The sequence below is a fragment of the Cellulomonas sp. PhB143 genome, from assembly GCF_003752595.1.
In the GTDB taxonomy this organism is placed as follows: domain Bacteria; phylum Actinomycetota; class Actinomycetes; order Actinomycetales; family Cellulomonadaceae; genus Paraoerskovia.
Genome location: NZ_RKIJ01000009.1, coordinates 571,768 through 594,014, shown reverse-complemented (window position 1 = coordinate 594,014; position 22,247 = coordinate 571,768). Strand labels below are relative to the sequence as shown.

16 protein-coding genes, 1 tRNA gene and 1 other RNA gene are annotated in these 22,247 nt (G+C 71.7%); 14 read left to right on the top strand and 4 right to left on the bottom strand.

From position 1 onward, the window contains the following. Positions 1 to 98: 98 nt before the first annotated feature. Positions 99 to 185, bottom strand: a tRNA-Ser gene (locus tag EDF32_RS04065). Between the two features lie 167 nt (positions 186 to 352). Here EDF32_RS04065 and EDF32_RS04060 point away from each other — a divergent pair. The 9 genes from EDF32_RS04060 (at position 353) to EDF32_RS04020 (ending at position 8,929) form a co-directional block, all read left to right on the top strand. Beyond that, positions 353 to 1,375 (top strand): adenosine deaminase, encoded by a 1,023-nt coding sequence (locus EDF32_RS04060; protein WP_123307200.1) that lies wholly within the window; start codon positions 353 to 355, stop codon positions 1,373 to 1,375. A gap of 50 nt (positions 1,376 to 1,425) precedes the next feature. After that, positions 1,426 to 1,522: signal recognition particle sRNA small type (gene ffs / locus EDF32_RS04055), an RNA gene on the top strand. A gap of 378 nt (positions 1,523 to 1,900) precedes the next feature. Then, positions 1,901 to 2,845: a MetQ/NlpA family ABC transporter substrate-binding protein gene (locus EDF32_RS04050; RefSeq protein WP_123307199.1), complete on the top strand. Its 945-nt coding sequence runs from the start codon at positions 1,901 to 1,903 to the stop codon at positions 2,843 to 2,845. Beyond that, positions 2,845 to 3,939: a methionine ABC transporter ATP-binding protein gene (locus EDF32_RS04045; protein ID WP_123307198.1), complete on the top strand. Its 1,095-nt coding sequence runs from the start codon at positions 2,845 to 2,847 to the stop codon at positions 3,937 to 3,939. The genes EDF32_RS04050 and EDF32_RS04045 overlap by 1 nt, the downstream gene beginning before the upstream one ends. After that, on the top strand, positions 3,936 to 4,592 hold the full coding sequence (locus EDF32_RS04040; RefSeq protein ID WP_123307197.1) for a methionine ABC transporter permease: 657 nt from the start codon (positions 3,936 to 3,938) through the stop codon (positions 4,590 to 4,592). Before EDF32_RS04045 ends, EDF32_RS04040 begins: the two co-directional genes overlap by 4 nt. A gap of 43 nt (positions 4,593 to 4,635) precedes the next feature. Next, positions 4,636 to 7,293 (top strand): DNA polymerase III subunit gamma and tau, encoded by a 2,658-nt coding sequence (locus tag EDF32_RS04035; protein ID WP_123307196.1) that lies wholly within the window; start codon positions 4,636 to 4,638, stop codon positions 7,291 to 7,293. Next, positions 7,290 to 7,745, top strand: a complete 456-nt coding sequence (locus EDF32_RS04030; RefSeq protein ID WP_123307195.1) for an NUDIX domain-containing protein — start codon at positions 7,290 to 7,292, stop codon at positions 7,743 to 7,745. Before EDF32_RS04035 ends, EDF32_RS04030 begins: the two co-directional genes overlap by 4 nt. Positions 7,746 to 7,749: 4 nt before the next feature. Then, a complete protein-coding gene (recR, locus tag EDF32_RS04025) occupies positions 7,750 to 8,349 on the top strand; it encodes a recombination mediator RecR (protein ID WP_123307194.1) in 600 nt (199 codons plus the stop codon). Then, on the top strand, positions 8,342 to 8,929 hold the full coding sequence (locus EDF32_RS04020; RefSeq protein ID WP_123307193.1) for a DUF5063 domain-containing protein: 588 nt from the start codon (positions 8,342 to 8,344) through the stop codon (positions 8,927 to 8,929). Before recR ends, EDF32_RS04020 begins: the two co-directional genes overlap by 8 nt. A 76-nt stretch (positions 8,930 to 9,005) precedes the next feature. On the opposite strand, the gene EDF32_RS04015 is transcribed toward EDF32_RS04020, so the two are convergent. Both EDF32_RS04015 and EDF32_RS04010 read right to left on the bottom strand, forming a co-directional pair. After that, on the bottom strand, positions 9,006 to 9,782 hold the full coding sequence (locus EDF32_RS04015; RefSeq protein ID WP_123307192.1) for a hypothetical protein: 777 nt from the start codon (positions 9,780 to 9,782) through the stop codon (positions 9,006 to 9,008). Between the two features lie 15 nt (positions 9,783 to 9,797). Beyond that, positions 9,798 to 16,304, bottom strand: coding sequence for a DNRLRE domain-containing protein (locus EDF32_RS04010; RefSeq protein ID WP_123307191.1), 6,507 nt, complete (start codon positions 16,302 to 16,304; stop codon positions 9,798 to 9,800). 226 nt (positions 16,305 to 16,530) lie between these two features. On the opposite strand from EDF32_RS04010, the gene EDF32_RS04005 reads away from it, so the two are divergent. The 5 genes from EDF32_RS04005 to EDF32_RS03985 all read left to right on the top strand — a co-directional run bounded on the left by EDF32_RS04005 (position 16,531) and on the right by EDF32_RS03985 (position 21,701). Beyond that, complete coding sequence (locus tag EDF32_RS04005) at positions 16,531 to 17,340, top strand: TSUP family transporter (RefSeq protein ID WP_199734815.1); 810 nt, start codon at positions 16,531 to 16,533, stop codon at positions 17,338 to 17,340. A 117-nt stretch (positions 17,341 to 17,457) separates the two neighbouring features. After that, on the top strand, positions 17,458 to 18,795 hold the full coding sequence (locus EDF32_RS04000; protein WP_123307190.1) for an aspartate kinase: 1,338 nt from the start codon (positions 17,458 to 17,460) through the stop codon (positions 18,793 to 18,795). Continuing rightward, a complete protein-coding gene (locus EDF32_RS03995; RefSeq protein ID WP_123307189.1) occupies positions 18,792 to 19,910 on the top strand; it encodes an aspartate-semialdehyde dehydrogenase in 1,119 nt (372 codons plus the stop codon). Before EDF32_RS04000 ends, EDF32_RS03995 begins: the two co-directional genes overlap by 4 nt. A gap of 85 nt (positions 19,911 to 19,995) precedes the next feature. Then, positions 19,996 to 20,970: a bile acid:sodium symporter family protein gene (locus EDF32_RS03990; protein ID WP_123307274.1), complete on the top strand. Its 975-nt coding sequence runs from the start codon at positions 19,996 to 19,998 to the stop codon at positions 20,968 to 20,970. Next, entirely contained in the window at positions 20,967 to 21,701 is a 735-nt protein-coding gene (locus tag EDF32_RS03985) for a glutamine amidotransferase (RefSeq protein ID WP_123307188.1), read from the top strand. Before EDF32_RS03990 ends, EDF32_RS03985 begins: the two co-directional genes overlap by 4 nt. Positions 21,702 to 21,721: 20 nt before the next feature. On the opposite strand, the gene EDF32_RS03980 is transcribed toward EDF32_RS03985, so the two are convergent. Next, positions 21,722 to 22,219 (bottom strand): NUDIX domain-containing protein, encoded by a 498-nt coding sequence (locus tag EDF32_RS03980; protein WP_123307187.1) that lies wholly within the window; start codon positions 22,217 to 22,219, stop codon positions 21,722 to 21,724. Positions 22,220 to 22,247 lie beyond the last annotated feature (28 nt).

The window sequence follows — 22,247 nt, the reverse complement described above, 5'->3', positions numbered from 1 at the left end:
CTGGCGCAACAACGATCGAGAGCCCGGCCGATGGCCGGGCTCTCGATATGAACGATGACGCGACACATCTATGAACGATGTCCCGACTCATCACACGGCGGAGGATGGGGGATTCGAACCCCCGAGGGCTTTCACACCCAACACGCTTTCCAAGCGTGCGCCATAGGCCGCTAGGCGAATCCTCCTGGCTGCGACCGTCCGCGGTGTCCCGCGAGGGACGGCGTACGGCAGCCCCCAGAGACTACCTGACCACCGCCCGCGGGACCGAATCCGCAGGACGTGAGATCCGTCATCGGGCACGGCAGGCGCGCCGGGGGTGCCGGCGGCGCGGGCGGTGGCTAGATTTCCGAGGATGCCGACCCCGACACCCGCCCCGCTCCCCGTCGCCGAGCTGCACCTGCACCTGGACGGGACGCTCGAGCCCGACTTCATCATGGAGACCGCCGCGCGCAACGGCGTCGACCTGCCCTGGAATGACCTCGCGGACCTCGAGAGCCGGTACGCGTTCACGGACCTGCAGTCGTTCCTCGACCTGCTGTACGTGAACCTCACCGTGCTGCGAACCCGGGAGGACTTCGCGGAGATGACGCGCCGATACCTGGCGCGCGCGGCCGCCGCCGGCGTACGCCACGCGGAGGTGTCCAGCGACGTCCAGGCCCACGTGCGCCGCGGGATCCCGGCCCAGACCGTGGTCGGCGGGATCCGCGACGTCCTTGACCGTAGCGAGGAGGACTTCGGGATCACGACCCGGCTCATCGTCTCGTTCTGGCGGGACGCGCCGGCCGAGGAGGCGCTCGGCCTGCTGCGCGAGCTGATCGCGTCCGGGGCGCGCTTCGACGGGATCGGCCTGGACTCCGCAGAGGTCGGCTACCCGCCGTCGCTCTTCACCGAGGTATACGACCTGGCGCGCGAGCACGGCCTGCACCTGGTGGCGCACGCGGGGGAGGAGGGGCCGCCGTCGTACATCACCGAGGCCCTCGACGTGCTGCGCGTGGAGCGCGTCGACCACGGCATCCGCTGCCTGGAGGACGACGCCGTCGTCGAGCGGCTGGTCGCCGACCAGGTGCCGCTGACCGTCTGCCCGCTGTCGAACGTCCGGCTGCGCACGGTCGACACGATGGCGGACCACCCGATCATGACGATGCTCGAGCGCGGCCTCGTCGTGTCCATCAACTCCGACGACCCGCCGTACTTCGGTGGGCACGTCGACGCGAACGTCGCCGCGGTCCAGGATACCTTCGGGGCCGACGACGCGACGATGGCCCGCTTCGCCCGGCACTCCTTCGTCTCCTCCTTCCTGACCGACGACGAGCGCGCCCGGTACCTCGCGGAGGTCGATGCCTGGCTCGAGGGTCGGACGGCGGCGCGCGGGTAGTCCGGGCCCCGGCGGTTTCGGCCTGGCGGGGGTGCTGGGCTAGGCTGTGCGCAGACCCCTCGTGCGGCGTCATCTCGCTGAACTCCCCCAGGGCCGGAAGGCAGCAAGGGCAGGTGAGCTCTGGCGGGTGTGCGGGGGGTCCTTTGCATTCCCGGACGCCGTGGCGCAGGTCACAGAATCCGCGATGTGGTCGCCAATCTGACCGGATCGTGGGATTTTTCGGTCGCCGGGTTGGTGCCCGCGCCGGTCGGATGGTCACCTTGACCTATGTCCTCGACCGCCGCAGCAGCCCTGACGACCGCGCGACCCTGTCCGCGGGATGCGATGTGTGCTCGCGCGGACGCCGCGGGCCGAATGCGCGAGGGTCGCTGACCCCGAGCGCTCCCCGACGCACCCCGTCGGTCCGCCGCCCCGGCCACGCCGGTGCACCCCGATCTTCCCGTCGCCGGCCCCCGCCGGCGGCCGCGGCCCCGCCGCTCCCGCTCACGACGACGCCCCGGTGTCGCCCGCTCCGGAAGGACAGCCATGTCCCGCAGCACCTCCCGACCGACCGCCCGCCGCGGCGGCCGCCGCGCCGCCCGCGCCGCAGGCGTCCTCGCCGCCCTCGCGCTCACGCTCTCGGCCTGCGCGCCGGGCAGCAGCGGCAGCGACGACACCGCGGGAATCTCCGCCGGCACCGCCGACGACCCGATCCGCATCGGCGTCGTGAACTCCGGCGACGCGTACTGGGACACGTTCACGAAGGCCGCGGCCGACGACGGCCTCACGGTCAAGATCGTCAACTTCTCCGACTACCAGCTGCCGAACCAGGGCCTGGCCGACGGTGACCTGGACGTCAACCAGTTCCAGCACCTGCAGTTCCTGGCCGGCTACAACCAGTCCTCCGGCGACGACCTCACGCCGATCGGCGCGACCGCGGTCTACCCGCTGGCCCTGTACTCCGCCAAGCACACGTCTCTGGAGGACATCCCCCAGGGCGGCGAGGTCGCCATCCCCAACGACGACACCAACCAGGCGCGCGCGCTCCTCGTGCTCCAGGAGGCCGGCCTCATCAGCCTCAAGGACGGCGGCAGCTCGTTGTCCACGCCGGCCGACGTCGTCGCCGACAAGTCCAAGGTCACGGTGACGCCCGTCGACGCCGCGCAGACCGCGCTGTCGCTGAAGGACGTCGACGCCTCCATCATCAACAACGACTTCGTCGGTGACGCGCACCTGAGCGAGGACGACGCGCTGTTCACCGACGACCCCGACTCCGCGGCCGCCGAGCCCTACATCAACGTGTGGGTCTCACGGGCCGAGGACGCGAACGACAAGACGCTGCAGAAGCTCATCGACATCTACCACACGCCCGAGGTCGAGAAGGGCGTCCTCGCGGCGTCCGGCGGCACGGGGGTCATCAAGGACAACGACCCCGCCGACCTCAAGCGCATCCTCGGCAAGATCACCGACGACATGGCGGCGAAGGGCTGATGCCCACCGCCGCGGGCGAGACGATCATCGGCTTCCGGGACGCCGCCAAGGTGTTCCCGGGGCGGGGCAAGGGTGGCGAGGTGCGGGCCGTCGACGGCGTGACGCTCGACGTCCGTGCCGGCGAGATCTTCGGCGTCATCGGCTACTCGGGCGCCGGCAAGTCCACGCTCGTGCGCCTCGTCAACGCGCTCGAGCGGACCACGGGCGGCTCGGTCGTCGTCGACGGCACGGATCTCACGGGGCTGTCGGAAGCTCGCCTGCGGCCGGTGCGCGCCGGCATCGGCATGATCTTCCAGCAGTTCAACCTGCTCTCGTCGCGGACGGTGGCGGGCAACGTCTCCTACCCGCTCGAGGTCGCCGGCTGGTCGAAGGACCAGCGGCGCGAGCGGGTGCGCGAGCTCCTCGACTTCGTCGGCATCGCGGACAAGGCCGACGTCTACCCGTCGAAGCTGTCGGGCGGCCAGAAGCAGCGCGTCGGCATCGCGCGCGCCCTCGCGACCACGCCCAGGATCCTGCTGGCGGACGAGGCCACGAGCGCGCTGGACCCCGAGACCACGCAGGACGTGCTCGCCCTGCTGCAGCGGGTCAACCGCGAGCTGGGCATCACCGTCGTGGTCGTCACCCACGAGATGGACGTGGTGCGCTCGATCTGCGACCGCGTCGCCGTCATGGAGCACGGCAGGGTCGTCGAGCTCGGCGACGCCTACCAGGTGTTCAGCGCGCCGCGGCAGGACGTCACACGCCGTTTCGTGTCCACCGCGCTCAAGGACCGCCCGTCGCCCGCCGTGATCGAGCGGCTGCGCGCCCGGCACACCGGCCGCATCGTCACCGTCGGGGTCGACGACGTCTCGGGGTCCTCCGCGCAGGTCACCCACGTGCTCCGCCGGCACGGCGTCGACGGGACCATCGTCTACGGCGGCATCACGGAGGTCGCCGAGCGGCCCTACGGGTCTCTCACGCTCGAGCTCGTCGGCGACGGGACGAGCGTCGAGGAGGCCCTCGCGGGTCTGCGCGCGGTGACCGACGTCGTCGACCACGGCACGGCGAGCGCCCCGCGCGACGCCGGCGACGCCGAGGAGAGGAGCGCCTCATGACTGCGGACCAGCTGATGCCCCTCCTGTGGGAGGCGTTCCTCGAGACGTCCTGGATGGTCGTCGTCGCGCTCGCCGTGGGCGGCGTGCTCGGTCTCGTGATCGGCATGGGGCTCTACCTGACCCGGCCGGGCAACCTGCTTGCGAACCGCCCGGTGTTCGCCGTGATCAACGTCCTCGTCAACGTCGTGCGGCCGGTGCCGTTCATCATCTTCCTCGTCGCGCTCGGGCCGGTGACCCGCGCCGTCGTCGGCAAGACGATCGGCATCGAGGCGTTCACGTTCGCGATGTGCATCATGTCGGCGTTCGTCTTCGCGCGGCTGGTGGAGCAGAACCTCGTCTCGATCGACCCGGGCGTCGTCGAGGCGGCGCGTGCGATGGGGGCGTCGCCCCTGCGGATCGTGCGCACGGTGCTGATCCCCGAGGCCCTCTCGCCGCTGATCCTCGGGACCACGTTCCTGTTCGTCGTGGTGCTCGACATGTCCGCCATCGGCGGGTACCTCGGCGCCGGCGGGCTCGGCGACTTCGCGATCGTCTACGGGTACCGGCAGTACGACTGGGCCGTGACCGGGATCGTCGTGGGGATCATCATCGTCATCGTGCAGCTCATCCAGTGGCTCGGGAACACGCTCGCCAAGCGCGCGCTGCGGCGCTGAGCGGGCCTCGGGGTTGTCGGTCGCGGCGTCTAGAGTTGCGGGGGTGACCACCGCTCTGTACCGCCGCTACCGGCCCGACGACTTCGCCGAGGTGATCGGTCAGGAGCACGTCACGGGCCCGCTCATGCAGGCGCTCCGCTCGGGGCGCATCACCCACGCCTACCTCTTCTCCGGCCCCCGCGGCTGCGGCAAGACGACGTCGGCGCGGATCCTGGCGCGCTGCCTGAACTGCGCGCAGGGGCCCACCCCCACGCCGTGCGGCGAGTGCGAGTCGTGCGTCGAGCTGGCCCGCGGCGGGTCGGGCAGCCTGGACGTCGTCGAGATCGACGCGGCCTCGCACGGCGGGGTCGACGACGCCCGCGACCTGCGCGAGCGGGCCACCTTCGCGCCGGCGCGCGACCGGTTCAAGATCTTCATCCTCGACGAGGCCCACATGGTCACCTCGCAGGGGTTCAACGCGCTGCTCAAGATCGTCGAGGAGCCGCCGCCGCACATCAAGTTCATCTTCGCCACGACGGAGCCCGACAAGGTCATCGGGACGATCCGCTCGCGCACCCACCACTACCCGTTCCGGCTCGTGCCGCCGGACGTGCTCGGCCCCTACCTCGAGCAGCTGTGCGCGGCCGAGGGCGTGACGATCGGCGCGGGCGTCGTGCCGCTCGTCGTGCGCGCGGGCGGCGGCTCGGTGCGCGACTCGCTCTCGGTCATGGACCAGCTCATCGCGGGCGCCGAGGACGGCACGGTCGACTACGACCGCGCCGTCGCGCTGCTCGGGTTCACGCACGCCGCGCTGCTCGACGACGTCGTGGACGCCCTCGCCGCGCGTGACGGCGCGAGCATGTTCCGGGTCGTGGATCACGTGGTCTCCAGCGGCCACGAGCCCCGCCGGTTCGTCGAGGACCTGCTGGAGCGGTTGCGCGATCTCGTGGTCATCGGCGTCTCGGGGGAGTCGGCCGACGCGGTGTTCCGCGACCTGCCGGCCGACCAGCTCGGCCGGATGCGCACGCAGGCGCAGAACCTCGGCGTCGCGGAGCTCTCCCGCGCGGCTGACCTGACCAACGCCGCGCTCACCGAGATGTCGGGCGCCACCTCGCCGCGGCTGCACCTCGAGCTGCTCTGCGCGCGCCTGCTCGTGCCCGGCGCCGCCGCGGGAGACCTCGCGGCGCGGGTCGAGCGGCTCGAGCGCGACGGCGCCCCGGCCGGCGGGAGCGGCGCCGCGGCTCGGCCTACCGTGCGCGTCGCCGACGCACCGGCGGCCGACGCCGGCGCGCCCGCGGGCGGGCGGCGCGACGCGGCGGCGACCAGCCGCGGCGCCGCGGCCGCCCGGGCGGCGCTCCAGGCGCGGCGCGGCGGTCCCGGCGGGGATGCGCCGGCGCCCGCCTCGACAGGCGCGGAGTCGGCCCCGGCCGTCGAGGTGCCGGTCGCGACGGTCGCCGCACCCCCGGAGGCCGCTTCGCGGCCGGCCGCTGAACCCGCACCTGCGCCAGTTCCCGAGCCTGCTGCGGAACCGGAACCTGTCGCGGAGCTCGTCAGCGGGCCCGACGAGCCCGACACCGCACCCGCCGCGGACGAGCCGGCGGAGCCCGTCGCGGAGCGCGCCACCGAGGGCGAGCCGTCCGTCGAGGGCGAGCCCGCCACCCACCAGGAGTCCTCGGCGGAGGCCGGGACCGATGCCCCGGGCGGCGTCGACTCGATGAACGCCGAGATGCTGCGCCGCCGTTGGCCCGAGGTGCTCGACACCCTCAACCGGCTCAAGCGGCTGACGTGGATCCTCGTCTCCGGCAACGGCCAGGTCGGCTCGCTGACGGACGACGCGCTCACGCTCGCCTTCTCGAACCCCGGCGCGCACCGCAGCTTCCAGAACGGCCCGCACGCGGAGCTCGTGCAGCAGGCCGTCTACGAGACGCTCGGCTTCCAGGCGCGCGTCGTGGCGGTCGTCGGCGACGGCGGTCCCGCGGCGGGGCTGTCGGGCGACGGGGGTGGTGGTTCGGGTCCGCAGAGCGGGGTCGCTCCCTCGGCCGCCGCCGGCCCCGCCGGCGGTACCGCCCCAGCGGGCGGTGCGGGGTGGGACGACGCGGACCTCGCCCCCGCGGGGCCGTCGTCCACCGATCCAGCGGCGACTGCGCGGACCGCGTCGACCGGTGCCGCACGGGACGCCGCCCAGGACGGCTCCGGCGGCGAGGGGTCCGGGAGCGGCGGACCCCGGCCGACGGCGGTCGGCCTGCTCGACCGGCCGGCTCCGGCTCCGGCCCGGGCCGCCGCCGTCCCGGACGTCACGGCCCCGGACACCGCAGCTCCGGGCGCCGCTGTCCCGGGCGCTGCCGACGCCGCCGCCGAGGCGGACGCCGCGTGGCTCGCGGGCGCGGTGGCGACCGAGCCGCCGTTCGACGACGCCGAGCCCGGGCCCGCCCCGGTCGCGGTGGTCGAGGCTCCGCGAGCCTCCGCGGCCCCGCCGGGTCAGGCCGCCCGCCAGCGCCCCTCCGCGGCGGCCGCGGCCATCGCCCACGCCCGCCGGTCCGCGGGCGCCGCGCCGGCCGCGACGTCGGGCCGCAACGGCGCGCCCGAGCGTGCCCCGGAGCCGGCGCCGGACGACTTCTCCGACGACGACCCCGACCTCGCGACGTCCGGCCTCGTCGGCGTGCCGCTCGTGATCCAGGCGCTCGGCGGCGTCGTCATCGAGGAGATCGTGGACGGCGAATGACCGGGGGAGACCGCGGGGCGGCACCGACCACCCTGCACATCGTCGCCGCCGTCATCGTGCGCGACGACGGCCGCGCGCTGCTCGTGCGCAAGCGCGGGACCGCGGCGTTCATGCAGGTCGGCGGCAAGATCGAGCCCGGCGAGGCGCCCGCGGCCGCGCTGGTGCGCGAGTGCGCGGAGGAGATCGGCCTCGTCGTCGACCCGGGCGCCGCGCGTGCCCTCGGCCGGCGCGCCGCCGTCGCGGCCAACGAGCCGGACCACGTGGTCGACGCGCACGTCTTCGAGGTCGACCTGCCCGCCGGCTTCGACGTCCGCGTCCGGGCCGAGATCGCGGAGCACGCCTGGGTCGACCCGGCGCGCCCGGTGGCGTCCCACTCGGTCGCGCCGCTGTCGGCCGACCTGCTGGCGGAGCTCGCCGGCGTCCCGGGCTGTCGTACCCGCATCGTAGGCTGACGGGGTGTATGAAGGCGCGGTCCAAGACCTGATCGACGAGCTCGGCCGGCTTCCCGGCGTCGGGCCCAAGAGCGCGCAGCGCATCGCGTTCCACCTGCTCGCCGCCGACACGGCGGACGTGCGGCGGCTCGCGGACGCCCTGACGGAGGTCAAGGCGCGCGTGCGCTTCTGCGACGTGTGCGGCAACGTCGCCGAGGCGGAGCGGTGCCGCATCTGCGCCGACCCGCGCCGTTCCGAGACGGTGATCTGCGTCGTCGAGGAGGCCAAGGACGTCGTCGCGGTCGAGCGCACCCGCGAGTTCCGCGGCAAGTACCACGTGCTCGGCGGGGCCATCAACCCGATCGAGAATATCGGCCCGGACGACCTGCGGATCAGCCAGCTCATGACGCGGCTCGCCGATGCCACGGTCGAGGAGATCATCATCGCGACCGACCCGAACGTCGAGGGCGAGGCCACCGCGACCTACCTCTCGCGGCTGCTGGTGCCCATGGGCGTGCGCGTGACTCGGCTCGCGTCCGGCCTGCCGGTGGGCGGAGACTTGGAGTACGCCGACGAGGTCACGCTGGGCCGGGCGTTCGAGGGCAGGAGGCTGGTGGGTGGCTGAGACCGGGAGCACGCGCGCGGGGCACCGCGGCTCGGACCTCCACGAGGTCGTCGAGGCCGTCGCCGAGCAGGCCCGCGCGTTCCTGTGCACGGCGCGTGACGTCGCCACGGGTGACGCCCCCGACGCGGTGATCCCGCTGCTCATGCTCGCCACCTCCGACGTCCTGGCCGCGGGCGCCCGCCTGGGTGCGATGGTCGACGTCGTCCCACCCGAGCGGTTCGAGCCGGACGACGGCGACGACACCGACGTCGGGCCGCTGCGCGAGGCTCTCGCCCGCCAGCTCGACGGCCTCGACGGCTACCCCGAGGTCGTCGACCCGGTGCTGAGCGCCGAGGTCGGCAGCGCCGCGGTGTCCGACGACGTGGCGACCGTCGCGGAGGCCCTCGCCAAGGGCCTGCAGCACTACGACGCCGGGCAGAAGATCGAGGCGCTGTGGTGGTGGCAGTTCTCCTACCTCTCGCTCTGGGGCGAGCGTGCGGCGAGCGCGCTGCGCGTGCTGCAGATGCTGCTCGCGCACCTGCGGCTGGACGTCGAGGACGACGTCGCGGCCGAGGCGGAGTACGACGCCCTCCAGGCGTGAGCGCGCGGGCGTCCCGATGAACCGTGAAGGTGTGAACGGCGCCTGGCTGGCGCCGCGGACCAGGAAGGCTCGCGTCTCATGCCCCGCCTTCGAGGTCCTTCAGGCCGGGGGGCACCGGGATGCCGAACTTCTTGTTCGCCGCCGCGACCGCTTCGGCGATGATCTGGATGCCGAAAGCCGTGGTGTCCGGCGGCCGATTCACGTCCATCTGGAAGTCGACGATCACCATGATGCCCGTGCCCGTCCGCAGCACACGCGTATCGAAGCGGTCGTTCCATGGCCAGATCTGGATGTAGAGGAAATCTGGACCCGGCGGCTCGAGCGCGGCGGCAAGACCTTGGTCGGACTCGATCACTCGGGCGGCAGCCAGGATCGCGGCATAGGTCGTCGGTAAGGTCTCCTTGATGCTTTCCCTGTCCTGAACAGAAACGGAGACGATTCCTTCGTCGCGAGTGTGGTAGGGAAGATCCGTGGCGCCCGACACCGTCTCGAACGCAACCTCGACCGCGTCGAAAACCTCGAGAGCGAATTCAGTGGGCCACGGAACGTGGACCTCGCCCTCAGAGGCGACCACGCGTGCATGCTCCGCCTTGCCGCGCACGACGATCGCCATCGCAGCTGCTCGCCATCCGTCACCGACGAGTGGTCCCGGGAAGTCATCGTCGGTCAGGAGCCGGCCTTGCAGCTGGTCCACCAGAGTTGTAAGACCTGCCCTGAGGTCGCCGAGCTGTTTCGCCGACGCGGTCATTTCGAGCGTCGACCGAAAGTGGTCGAGCGACTCCTCGGTCACCTCACCGTCGAGCAGGTCCAGCGCCTGCCACACGAACCGAGAATTCTTGATACGCGCCACCATGTCGGGATCCTTTGTTTAGATGCAACTGTAGTATTGGCCCGGCGGGCAGTGTCCGTGTCTTGCTGCGTACGCATATATGAGTCCGGCCTCACCCATTCGGGCGGCAAACCATCCAGTCACCTTGAGACGCCGTTTTGCATCGCATGATCCGCCGAACTTCCGACCGCAATTGGGCACCTGGGAGTATGCGCGCGACATACCTACTCGAGAGATCCCGTATTTCCAGGTTGCCCCGTCTCTTTCGCGATATATCTCGTACACATAATATGTCGACTGAGAGTATCGCTTTGCTGACCAGGCCTTCACGTTCGGGAACGGTATGTGCGAAGCGCGAACTGCCACTGAGCAGCCGTATTTGCAATGCGTCTTCCACCACCACATAAAGTAGATCGATAGCCCGATCGCGGCAATGACTGCGAGTGCGGCGACGATTGCATCGTCGATAACAAAGAAGTTTCCGGATGGGTCCGCATGGTTGATCGGGTCTTGGGGGTAGGTATAGGCGGTGGTGTTGCCCCCGGTGACGGGGTCTATTGAGGTGAAGGAGCCAGAGACGGGATTGTAGAGTCGCATGCCCATGAGGGTGAGGCCGGTGGTGTCTTGTGCGCGTTCTTTCGCGCCGAAGGCCCCGTAAGTGATGGCGTCGGTGTCGGTCGTCGCGGTGAGCGCCTTGCCATACTCGTCGTACCAGTTCGCGCCCAGTACGGCGGGGGCGGTCAGGGTGTCGGCGGGCATGGTCAGCGCGACTTCTCCGTGCGGGTCCACGAGCGTGACTCTCGATACGGGCGAATCACTTCCGGCGGTGGTGGTCGTGATGCCGAGATCCCCGGCTACGGAAGTTCCATACCAGGTGGTGGTGATCTGGTCGCCGTTGTCCTCCAGAGCCCATGCGGGGCTGTCCGAACTGTCGCCGTAGTGTCGCGTCAGGGTGGTGGTGGCGCTCCCGGTGACACTTGTTGAGGTCGATCGACGTCCGGCGGCGTCGAGCCCGTAGGTGGTCGTGGTCCCCGCCTGGGTCAACGATCGGGCGGCGTCGGTGTCGTAGTAGCTGATGTTCAGGTCACCGGCGTTCGTGCCTGCGGGGGTGTCGACCGCAGGGACCGTGGTCTGGCGGCCGAGCGCGTCGTACGCGTACACCCCACCGCCAGGAGACCCGCCGCCGGTGACGGTCGCCCCGGACTGCACGCGGTCCGCGGTGTCGTAGGACCAGGCCTTGCTCACGGTCGAAGTATCCGCACACTCACCACTCGGGACCACCGTGCCCGTGGTGGTGGCCTGGGAGACACGGTTGCCGTTCAGGTCGAACCCGTAGGACCTGCTCGCGCACGTCGCGTCCGGGTTCTCCGGGCCGCCCAGGGTGTCGGAGACACCGGTCAGTCGGTCCGCCTCGTCGTAGGTGTAGGCGAGGGCGCGTCCGATGCCGTTGTCGTCGGCGCCGACGTTCGTCGAGACCGAGGCGGTCTTCCCCTCCGCGGTGGACGTGATCGACCACGACGCGACGGGCACCTGGGCCCCGGCTGTGTCGGCCGCGGTGTAGGAGAGCTCGGCGAGCTGCCCGCCGCGGTCGTAAGCATTCGTCTGGGTGATCCGCCCGGGCATTGACTGCGAGACGATGTTCCCGGCTGCGTCGTAGGTGGCGGTGAACTGCTGGGTACCGTTGAGGTTCACCCCGGTGGGCAGGCCACGATGTTCCACCACGCCGTTGATCGTCTCGTCGTAGCTGTACTTCGTGACGCCCTTCGGGTCCCGGACCTGCGCGACCCGGCCCGCCGTGTCATAGGTCGTGGTGGTGATCTGCCCGTCGGTGTCGGTGTAGCTGGCCGCCCGTCCCCACGCGTCATAGGCGGTGCTGATCCGTCCGACCTCCGTGGCACCGTTCAGCGAGACCGTGGCCGTGGCGAGCCCCGTAGCCGGGTCGTACTCGGTCTTGGTCATAGGCGCCGGCGTCGACGACGCAAGCCCGGTCACGGTGGTGGCCGTGGTGTTCGTCGCCCCGTCAGCCAGGTACGTCGTGGCGGTGGTGCGGACCGTCGAGCCCTTGGTCTCGGTGACCGTGGTCGGGGCGAGGTAGTAGGAGTACCCCGTGGTGGTCTGGACGGGAGTGGCGCCCGAGTCCGCGGTGCGGGTCTGGCAGGCCAGGCCTGCCCACTGCGGCTTCAGCCCGCAGGAGGCGAACGCCCCGGTCTGAGCGGCGGCGGTGTAGTACCCGCTGAGGGTCGTTCCAGCGTCGGCGCCGTTCGACGTCGGCTGGCGTGACTCGACGACCCTGCCCTCGCCGTCGTACCGCGTCCGAGTGGTGATGTTCCCGCTGGCGGCCACGGTGGTGCTCGTGGTCGCTGACCCGAGGATCCATCCGGACGTCGCACCAAGCAGGTCTGCACCGTCGATCGGGGCGTACCCGGTGCGTGACTCGTCCAGGACCGGCTCACCGGTCGCGGCCGGGCCTTGCGGGTCCACCTCGGCCGGCGACTCGGTCGTGGTGGTGGTCGTCGCCAGGGCGAAGCCGAGACCGGTCTTGGGATTGACGCCCTGGTTGGGTGCTTGCTGGTCGTAGTCGGTGTGGGTGTGCATGCGGGTCTCGAGGCCGTCGGCGTTCGGCGCGGCCGGCGCCCACGTGTCGGTCACGAGCGAGCCGGGCTCGACGATCACGGCATCCTTGGCCACGGTCGTCGCAGCACCGTCGACGACGGGCCCGACGGCCGAGGCGCTGGCCTTGATCTCGTCGTTGTAGCGGGTCAGGGTCGCGTAGGAGTTGACGGCGCCGTCGGACAGCTGCCCGGTGGCGGCGGTCGCGGCTCGGATCTGAGCGATCGCGCCCTGGTCCAGGGTGCGCACGATGCGGCCTGCGTCGTCGTAACCGGTCGCGTCCAGCTGCCAGGCGTCGGCACCGAATGCTGCCGTGTTGAGCACGCGTCCCTGGTCGTCGGTGTACTGCAGGTCCGCGTACGGCCAGTCCGCTGCCGTGACGCTCGAGGCGGGGCCTCCGGCGACCGGGTGGTCGGGTCCGAAGACCGCGCCGCCGTAGGTCGGGGCCGCGTCCTGGCCCCATACGGCGACGTCGGCGGCGCTGAGGCCTGGCAGCCCGCCCCCGGCGGCGCCCGGGGTCAGACCGTACGCGAACGACGCCAGACTCGTGGTCCCCGAGCTGGTCAGGTTCGCCTGGTCGACGCCGATCAGCGACGCCGGGTCCTGCGCGGAGATCCCCACCCCGTAGCGCAGGCTGATCGTCTTGAGGCCCGGCGGGGTCACCGATGCCAGCAGCGGCTGCCCGGACGCTGAGACGCCCGCGTAGGTGTAGTCGCTGTGCCGCCCCGAGCGAGGGTCGGTGACCCGGGTCAAGAACCCGTTGGTGTAGGTGTAGGCGGCCACGACCGTCGCTTTCATCGCGGCGCTGGTGGGGTCGTAGGCTTCGTAGCTGATCGAGGAGACCCGGCCCGCGGTGTAGGTGATGTTCAGGGCGCGGCACCCGGCCACCAGGGTGCCTGCGGCGTTGCACGTCACGTCCGGCGGCGCAGGGGACAGGATGCGCGTGACGTCCCCGGCACTGTTGCGCGTGAACGTCGTCGCCCCGCTCGAGGCGGGTTCGCTGACCGAGTTCGCGACCCATTCGCGGTCCGTGTTCGCCGCGGAGGACAGCGGGGAGAACATCGTGACGGTGCCGTCGTCCTCGGTGAACGTCAACCGTGCCGCGCTTCCAGAGCCGGTCAGTCGCAGGGTCGCGCCGGTGGCTTTGGTGTCCTCGTCGAACGCCGTATAGGTCCCGGTCTTCATCAGCACGTGCCCGTTGCCGGGCTGACGGTAGATCAGTGCGCCGCCCTCGTCGTCGACCAGCGCGAAGGTGCCGTCGACGTCGGTGTTGTCCACGACCTCGTACCCGGCGATGCCGGTGTCGGTGCCGTCGAACGACGCCGACCAGCCCTTGCCGAACACCGAGGCGTCGTCCGGGCCGGCGAGGCTCGAGTACGAGCGCGAGACCGACAGGTCGCCCACGTACCCGGGGACGGTGACGTCCGTGGCGGAGGTGTTGAACTCACCAGTCCACAGGGCCACCTGTCCGGGGCCGGCGTCCGCGGTTGGGAAGCTGTCACCGAAGGCGTGCGGGACGCGCGTGACCGTCGGGGTCTTGGCTGTCTGGGAGTTGTTCCAGGTGCATCGCACGACGGCGGGTGCGGTGTAGGTGAAGCACACCTGCACGTCCAAGGTCACCGGGACGCGGTCCTTGCCGAGCGCGCTCGCTGCGCCCGCACCGGAGAACTCGGTCTTGACCCATGCGGCGCCGTCCTTGGCGATCGTCGTGCTCGCCTCGGTCGAGGCGTCCAGGTCCCAGCCCCGGGTGGTTCCCAGGACGGGGTCGTATGCCGCGTCGTTGGCCGTGCCCGCGGGACGGGAGTACACCGACGCCGTCACGGTCCCCGAGGCGGCCTGCGGTGCGTTCGCGCTGATCGCGAACGAGTCGGTCGACTTGATGCCCTGGACGGGGCTGACCAGGACCGCACCACCGGCACCGAAGCTGAACGTCTTCTGCGCCGAGGGCCAGGCGGCCTTGTCGATCGCGCGGACCGTGAGGGTGTGCGCGCCGTTGGTCGGATTCCACGCCAAGCTGGCGGTCGGCGTCGTGCCGGTCGCGGGCACCGCGGTCCACGTCGTCGCGGCGTCGAGCCGGTACTCGAACGTGACGACGTCGCTGCTGGTGGAGGTCAGCGTGAACGTGTTCGACGAGGGCTTGGTGTCCTTCCACTGCCCGTTCGTGTAGCCGGTCGCGGTGACCGAGGGCGTCGACGGTGCGCTCGTGTCGATCGTGAAGCCGGTGATCGCCTTCGACGCCGGTGAGGTCAGCGACCCGTCCGAGGCCCACACCTTGCCGGTGTAGGCCTTGCCGTTCGTCAGGGCCGCGCCACCGGCGCCGATGGCTGAGCTGCCACCGCTGGCGACGCTGGTGCCGGCGACCTTGTTCCACACCGCGGTCGTGCCCTGCGAGAGGTCCATCAGCGCCTTGACGTCGCCGCCGTCCGGGTCGGTGACGGTCGCGTTGAACTTGGGGTTCAGCGTCTTGACGTAGAGCACACGGTCGGAGGCCGTCGAGCTCGGGTACCAGGCGTACTGACCCGCCGCGTGCGTCGCGGACGACGGCGTCGCCGGCGGGCGGTTGTAGTTCACGACGATCGTCGGCTTGCCCGAGGCGGCGTTCGTGGAGTTGAACCGCTTCCAGCCGTAGGAGTCGGTCTCGGACGTCGCCCGCACACCGATCGCGTTCGTCGTGACCGACGAGTCAGCCCACGCCTGCGCCAGGGAGGTGATGTCGACGGTGGACCACCCGCCCGCGCACGCCGAGGAATACCCCCGGGTGTCCGACGACGTCGCCCACACCTTTGACGTCCACGTCGGCTGATGGGTCCAGCGGGTGTCCTTATCGACCAGCCCGGTGTCCTGGACCTGCCAGGACCGGGGGGTGCACGAGTACGAGTGGTACTGCCACAGCTTCAACGACGCTGAGGTGATCTGCTGCCCGTGGATCGGGGTCAGCGTGACGTTCATGAACGAGCGCGCCTTCGTCGTGCCGCCGTCGAAGGTACCTACCCGCAGCTCGGTCTCCTGCGAGCGGTCAGACGTCATGTCCGACTGCACATACGTGTCGTACGGCAGGGCCAGGCTCACCGACGGGTCGATCACGACCGGGTACACGGTGTCCGCGCCCGCGAGGAAGCCCGCACCGGGGCTCAAGGTCACGTCCGCGGCGTCGCCATCGACGGCCACCTCGGTCGGGACCGGGTCCACGACGCCCAGGTCGAACACCGCGTCCGAGGCGGCGGTCGGTGACGAGCCCTTCGGCGCCGGGGTCTTCTCGACCGAAGCCTTCACTGCTGGGTCGTCCACACCCCACAGCGCCGGGTCGCCGGCCTCGTCCCAGGCCTCGGTCACCGGGTGCGCGAGCTGTGAGTCGTATGTCGCGTCCCACATCTGCGCAGCCGCCACCTGCGCCACGACCGTGGTCTTCTTCGCCGCCTTCTTCACGAACGACACGCCACCGTCAGCGTCCGCGGTCGTGTGCTGCGCGGCCACCCCGAGCGGGATGTCCAGCGCGGCCGGGTCCTTCGGGGCCTGGTCGAGCACGAAGAACTGCTCGACGCCGGCGCCGGTGACATCGACGACCATGTCCATGCCCGGCTCGAGGTCCGCAAACACCGCGCGCGGGCCGGTGACGGTCGGGGCCGGCAGGTCCCCGGGCCAGGTCAGATCCGAGCGCACCCCCGTGGCGGGATCCGTCAGCGACGCGACCACCGAGACGCCATCGGCACCCGCCCGCTGCGCCCCGGAGATCTGCACGTCGCCGGGGTGCGCGACCGGGCGCAGCATCCCGTCCTTGCCCGCGGTCAGGTGCGCGTCCAACGCCGCCCAGTCGTCCTCCGAGGTCCCGTCCCCACCGGTACGCACCCATACCGGAGACATCGCCGTCGCGGTCTGCCACGTCCCGTCCGGCAACGCGAACGTCGACGAGGAGACCGTGCGCTGGGACAGGTCCATCACCTTCGAACAGACCGCACGAGTGCGCGCGGCAGAACCGAAACCCACACCCCCATCGGGCGGGCCCCAGCCCTGCCTGAAAGAAACCTGGCAGTGATGGTGAGCAAAAAGTACAGGCCAGGGCCGGGCGCGCATAGGCCCGAAATGTCACAACCACGTAACGACGCGGGCCGCCCGGCCGCGCCGCCCGTGGTACGAAAGCGGGGTGCACCTCGACCCCCTCCCCGTGGCAGCGGCCCTCCCGGGCACCGGGGGCCTCGAGCTCGACGGACTGACGATCGCGCTGCTCGTGGTGGCGGGGTTCGCGGCGGGCTGGATCGACGCCGTCGTGGGCGGGGGAGGGCTCGTCCAGCTCCCGGCGCTGCTGCTGGTCCCGGGGATCAGCCCCGTGCAGGCGCTCGCCACGAACAAGCTCGCCGGGATCATGGGCACGTCCGTCTCGGCGGCAACGTACTACCGCCGCGTGCACCCGGACATGCGCACGGCCGGGCCGATGGCGGCGACCGCTCTGGTGGGCGCCTTCGGCGGGGCCGCGCTCGCCTCGCGGATCCCCGCCGCGTGGTTCACGCCGATCATCCTGGTGGTCCTCATCGGGGTCGCGGTCTACACGGTGGCCCGCCCGAGCCTCGGGCGCACGAGCAGCCTGCGCTGGTCCGGCAACGGTCATCGCTGGGCGGCCGCCGGCATCGGCCTGGTCATCGGGGCGTACGACGGGCTGCTCGGCCCGGGCACCGGGACGTTCCTCGTCATCTCGCTCGTGAGCGTCCTCGGGTACGCGTTCCTGCCCGCGTCGGCGCTGGCGAAGATCGTCAACTTCGCGACCAACCTCGGCGCCCTGATCTTCTTCGTGCCCTACGGCGCGGTGCTCTGGGGCCTGGGGCTCGTGGTGGGCGCCGCGAACCTGTGCGGCGGATACCTCGGGGCGCGGATGGCGGTGGCCAAGGGCAGCGGGTTCGTCCGCGTCGTCTTCGTCGTCGTCGTGGGGGTGCTGATCGTCAAGCTGGGCCACGACGTCGTCGTCGAGGTCACGGGCTGATCCCGCGATCCGGACGGGACGTCGTCGGGCGTCCGGGCCGCGCGTACGCTTCACTCGTCCCCACATTTCCGGCGGGCCGTTGAGAGAGACGGAGGCCGGCGACAGACGGAGCGTGCAGTGGCACTGGTGGTACAGAAGTTCGGCGGCTCGTCGGTGTCCGACGCAGCCAGCATCAAGCGGGTGGCCAAGCGCATCGCCGAGGCGAAGCGGGCCGGCAACGACGTCGTCGCGGTGGTCTCCGCGATGGGCGACACGACGGACGAGCTCATCGACCTCGCCCAGCAGGTCACGCCCCTGCCGCCGCAGCGGGAGATGGACATCCTCCTGACCGCGGGCGAGCGCATCTCGATGTCGCTGCTCGCGATGGCGATCAACAACCTGGGCGTGCGGGCCAAGTCGTTCACGGGCCAGCAGGCCGGCCTGATCACGGACGCCGTGCACGGCAAGGCGCGCATCGTCGACGTCGTGCCCAGCCGGGTCCGGGCCACGCTCGAGAAGGGCTCGGTCGCGATCGTCGCCGGGTTCCAGGGCGTCAACCCCGAGTCCAACGACGTGACGACCCTCGGCCGCGGCGGCTCGGACACGACCGCGGTCGCCCTCGCGGCGGGCCTCGGCGCCGACGTCTGCGAGATCTACACCGACGTTGACGGCGTCTTCACGGCCGACCCGCGCATCGTCCCTACGGCCCGCAAGATCGACCGGATCTCCTACGAGGAGATGCTGGAGATGGCGGCGTCGGGCGCGAAGGTGCTCGTGCTGCGCTGCGTCGAGTACGCGCGCCGCTATGACGTCCCCATCCACGTGCGGTCGTCGTTCTCCGGCAAGCCCGGCACGCTCGTGCTCGACGCGGACAGCCCGGCGCCCGCCGTGCCCGGCCTGCTCGGCACGTACACCGACCCGCACACCAACCCGAGCGACCCCGACCAGGGAGAGTCCATGGAAGCCCCGATCATCTCCGGCGTTGCGCACGACCGCAGCGAGGCCAAGATCACCGTCGTCGACGTCCCGGACGTCCCCGGCAGCGCCGCCACCCTCTTCGAGGCGGTCGCCGCGGCCGGCGTCGACATCGACATGATCGTGCAGAACGTCTCCGCGGCGGCCACCGGCCTGACGGACATCTCGTTCACGCTGCCCGCCGAGCAGGCCGCCACGGCGACCCGCGCCCTGGAGGCCCTGCAGCCCGACGTGCGCTTCGGCTCCCTCGAGATCGACGACCAGATCGGCAAGCTCTCGCTGGTGGGCGCGGGCATGAAGTCCAACCCCGGCGTCTCGGCCCGGTTCTTCGGCGCGCTGCGCGACGCGAACATCAACATCGAGATGATCACGACGTCCGAGATCCGCATCTCGGTGGTCACCCGCGCGGACTCCCTCGACGAGGCCGTGCGCGCCGTGCACACCGCGTTCGAGCTGGACGCCGAGGCCGAGGCCGTCGTGTACGCGGGGACCGGGCGATGAGCGCGTTCGTCGCCCCCGAGGGCGTGCACGTCGCGGTCGTCGGCGCCACCGGTCAGGTCGGCGCCGTCATGCGCCGCCTGCTCGACGAGCGCGACTACCCCGTCGCGACCATCCGCTTCTTCGCCTCCGCGCGGTCCGCCGGCACCACGATCGCCTTCCGCGGGGTCGACGTCGTCGTGGAGGACGTCGCGGCGACCGCCACGGAGGACCTCGCCGGCATCGACGTCGCGCTCTTCTCGGCCGGCGGCGCCACCTCGACGGAGCACGCGCCGCGGTTCGCCGACGCGGGCGCGCTCGTCATCGACAACTCCTCCGCCTGGCGCCTCGACCCCGAGGTCCCGCTGGTCGTCTCCGAGGTCAACCCGGAGGCGGTCCGCGAGGCCGGCAAGGGCATCGTCGCGAACCCCAACTGCACCACGATGGCCGCCATGCCGGTGCTGCGGCCGCTGGCCGACGAGGCCGGGCTCGAGCGCCTGATCGTCGCGACCTACCAGGCCGTCTCCGGCTCGGGCCTCGCCGGGGCGAGGGAGCTCGACGACCAGGCGCGGGCCGCCGTCGGGCAGGACACGCTGGGTCTGGTGCACGACGGCGCGGCGGTCACCTTCCCGGACCCCGTGAAGTACGTCGCGCCGATCGCGTTCAACGTGCTGCCGCTCGCCGGATCGATCGTGGACGACGGCTCCGAGGAGACCGACGAGGAGCAGAAGCTGCGCAACGAGTCGCGCAAGATCCTCGGGCTGCCGGACCTCGCGGTGTCCGGGACCTGCGTCCGCGTGCCCGTGTTCACGGGGCACTCGCTGGCGATCCACGCCGAGTTCGCGGAGCCGATCACGCCTGCGCGCGCCCGCGAGCTGCTCGCCGCGGCGCCCGGGGTCGCGCTGGTCGACGTCCCGACGCCGCTCGCCGCGGCCGGCGCGGACCCCTCGCTCGTCGGGCGGGTGCGCCAGGACCGGTCGGTGCCCGGCGGGCGCGGCCTCGTGCTGTTCGTCGCCAACGACAACCTGCGCAAGGGCGCGGCGCTCAACGCGGTGCAGATCGCCGAGCTGGTCGCGGCCGACCTTGCCGAGCTGGAGACGGCGGAGGCCGCCGAGGCGGAGGGCGTCGCGACGGCCTGACGCCGGACGGGCGAGCCGCGCGTCGGATGTCCGCCTCGTGGTCGGCCGAACCGAGGCTTCCGATCCCGGCGGTAGCGTGCCGATCATGCGCAGAGTGGCGGAGTCGGTCGGTCGGTGGTTCGCGGTGCTGGTGCTGCTCGGGGGAGTGGCGGGGCTCGTGGCCCCCGACCAGCTCGCACCCCTGGCGAGCCAGGTCCCCCTGCTGCTCGGGATCATCATGTTCGGCATGGGCCTCACGCTGCGGGGCTCGGACTTCGTGCTGGTGGCGCGCCGACCGTGGGCGGTGCTCGTCGGCGTCGTCTGCCAGTTCACGATCATGCCGTTCCTGGCGTGGGGGATCGGGCATCTCTTCGGGCTCGACGGCCAGGCGATGATCGGCATGATCCTCGTGGGTGCGGCCCCCGGCGGCACGGCGTCCAACGTCATCGTCTACCTCGCGAAGGGTGACACCGCCCTGTCGGTGGCGCTCACCGCCGTGTCCACCCTGCTTGCGCCCCTGCTCACCCCCGCGATCGTGCTCTGGCTCGCCGGGTCTGCGCTGGACGTCAGCTACGGCTCGCTCGTGACGTCGATCGTGCAGGTCGTGCTGGTCCCCGTGGTCGCGGGGCTGCTGGTCCGCGCCTTCGCGGGAGGGATCGTCGAGCGCTACCTGCTGCCGTACCTGCCGCTGGTGTCCGTGCTCGGGATCGTTCTCGTCGTTGCTGCCATCGTGGGCGCGAACGCCGACGCGGTGCTCAGCACCGGGCTGCTCGTGGCGCTCGCGGTCATCCTGCACAACGGCCTCGGGCTGGCCCTCGGGTACGGCGCAGCGACCCTGGCCCGGCTGGACGAGACGGCGCGCCGTGCGGTGAGCGTCGAGGTCGGGATGCAGAACTCCGGCCTGGCCGCGAGCCTCGCGACCACCTACTTCAGCCCCGCCGCGGCGCTGCCCGCCGCGCTCTTCTCCGTGTGGCACAACCTCTCCGGCTCGTTGCTCGCCTCCTACTGGGCGCGCCGCCCGGTGAGCGGGCCTGCGGCCGCGGGCGAGCCGCGCGGCGTCGACCTACGCTCACCGGCATGAAGCCCTTCCTGCTGCTGGCCTCGCGCGCCGAGGAGGTCGCGGCCGTGGGCGAGCGGGACGCGTTCCTGCGCTTCGGCGGCCTCGAGCCGCACCAGCTGCACCGCGTGCGGATGGAGGCCGGGCCGTTGCCGCCGATCGACCTCGACGACTACTCGGGCGTCCTCGTCGGCGGCAGCCCGTTCAACGCGAGCACGCCCGACGCGGAGAAGTCCGAGACCCAGCGCCGCGTCGAGGCGGAGCTCGAGCCGCTGCTGGACGACGTCGTCGGACGCGACTTCCCGTTCCTCGGCGCCTGCTACGGCGTCGGGACGCTGGGGCTGCACCAGGGTGCGGTGATCGACGAGCACTACGGCGAGGAGGTCGGCCCCGTCACCGTCGAGGTGACCGACGACGGCCGCGCGGACCCGCTGCTGGCCGGCCTGCCGGCGTCGTTCTCCGCGTTCGTGGGCCACAAGGAGGCATGCCGGACGCTGCCGGACCACGCCGTCCTGCTCGCGTCCTCGGCGACGTGCCCCGTGCAGATGTTCCGGGTCGGCGAGAACCAGTACGCGACGCAGTTCCACCCCGAGCTCGACGCCGACGGGATCGCCGAGCGGATCGAGGTCTACAAGGAGTACGGCTACTTCCCGGCGGAGACCGCGGCGGAGGTCACGGCGCGGGTGCGCGCGGCGGACGTCTCGGTGCCGAGCCGGATCGTGGCGGCGTTCGTGCGGCGGTACGCCCGCGACTGAGCCGCTGCCTCGGCCGACGATCAGCGGACGAAGTACGGTCCGCGCTCCGGCTCCGTGACCGCGCGGATCGCGTGGTGCAGGCGGTCGAGGTTCTCGGGCGTGAGGTCGCCGGGCAGCGCGTCGAGCTCGAACCACGCGACCTCGAGGGACTCGTCGTCGGCCACGCGCGCGCCCGCGGCGGACTCCACGGAGACCGGCCGGCACACGAACGTCAGGTCGAGGAACCGGGTGCGGTCCCCGTTGGGGTAGACGACCTCGTCGGTGACCGTCACGGACGCGAGCTGGTCGACGGTGACCTCGACGCCGGTCTCCTCGAGGACCTCGCGCGCGAGCCCGACGGCGGGGTCCTCGCCGGGCTCGAGGATGCCGCTGACCAGGGCCCACCCGCCGGTGTCGACGCGCCGCCCGAGGAGGATGCGTCCGTCGTCGTGCAGGACGACGCCGGTCACCCCCGGCAGCCACAGCGGTGCGGTCCCGATGCGCTCGCGCAGGGCGAGGATGAACTCGGGGGTCGCCATGCGCCGAGCCTACCGACCGTCACCGGAG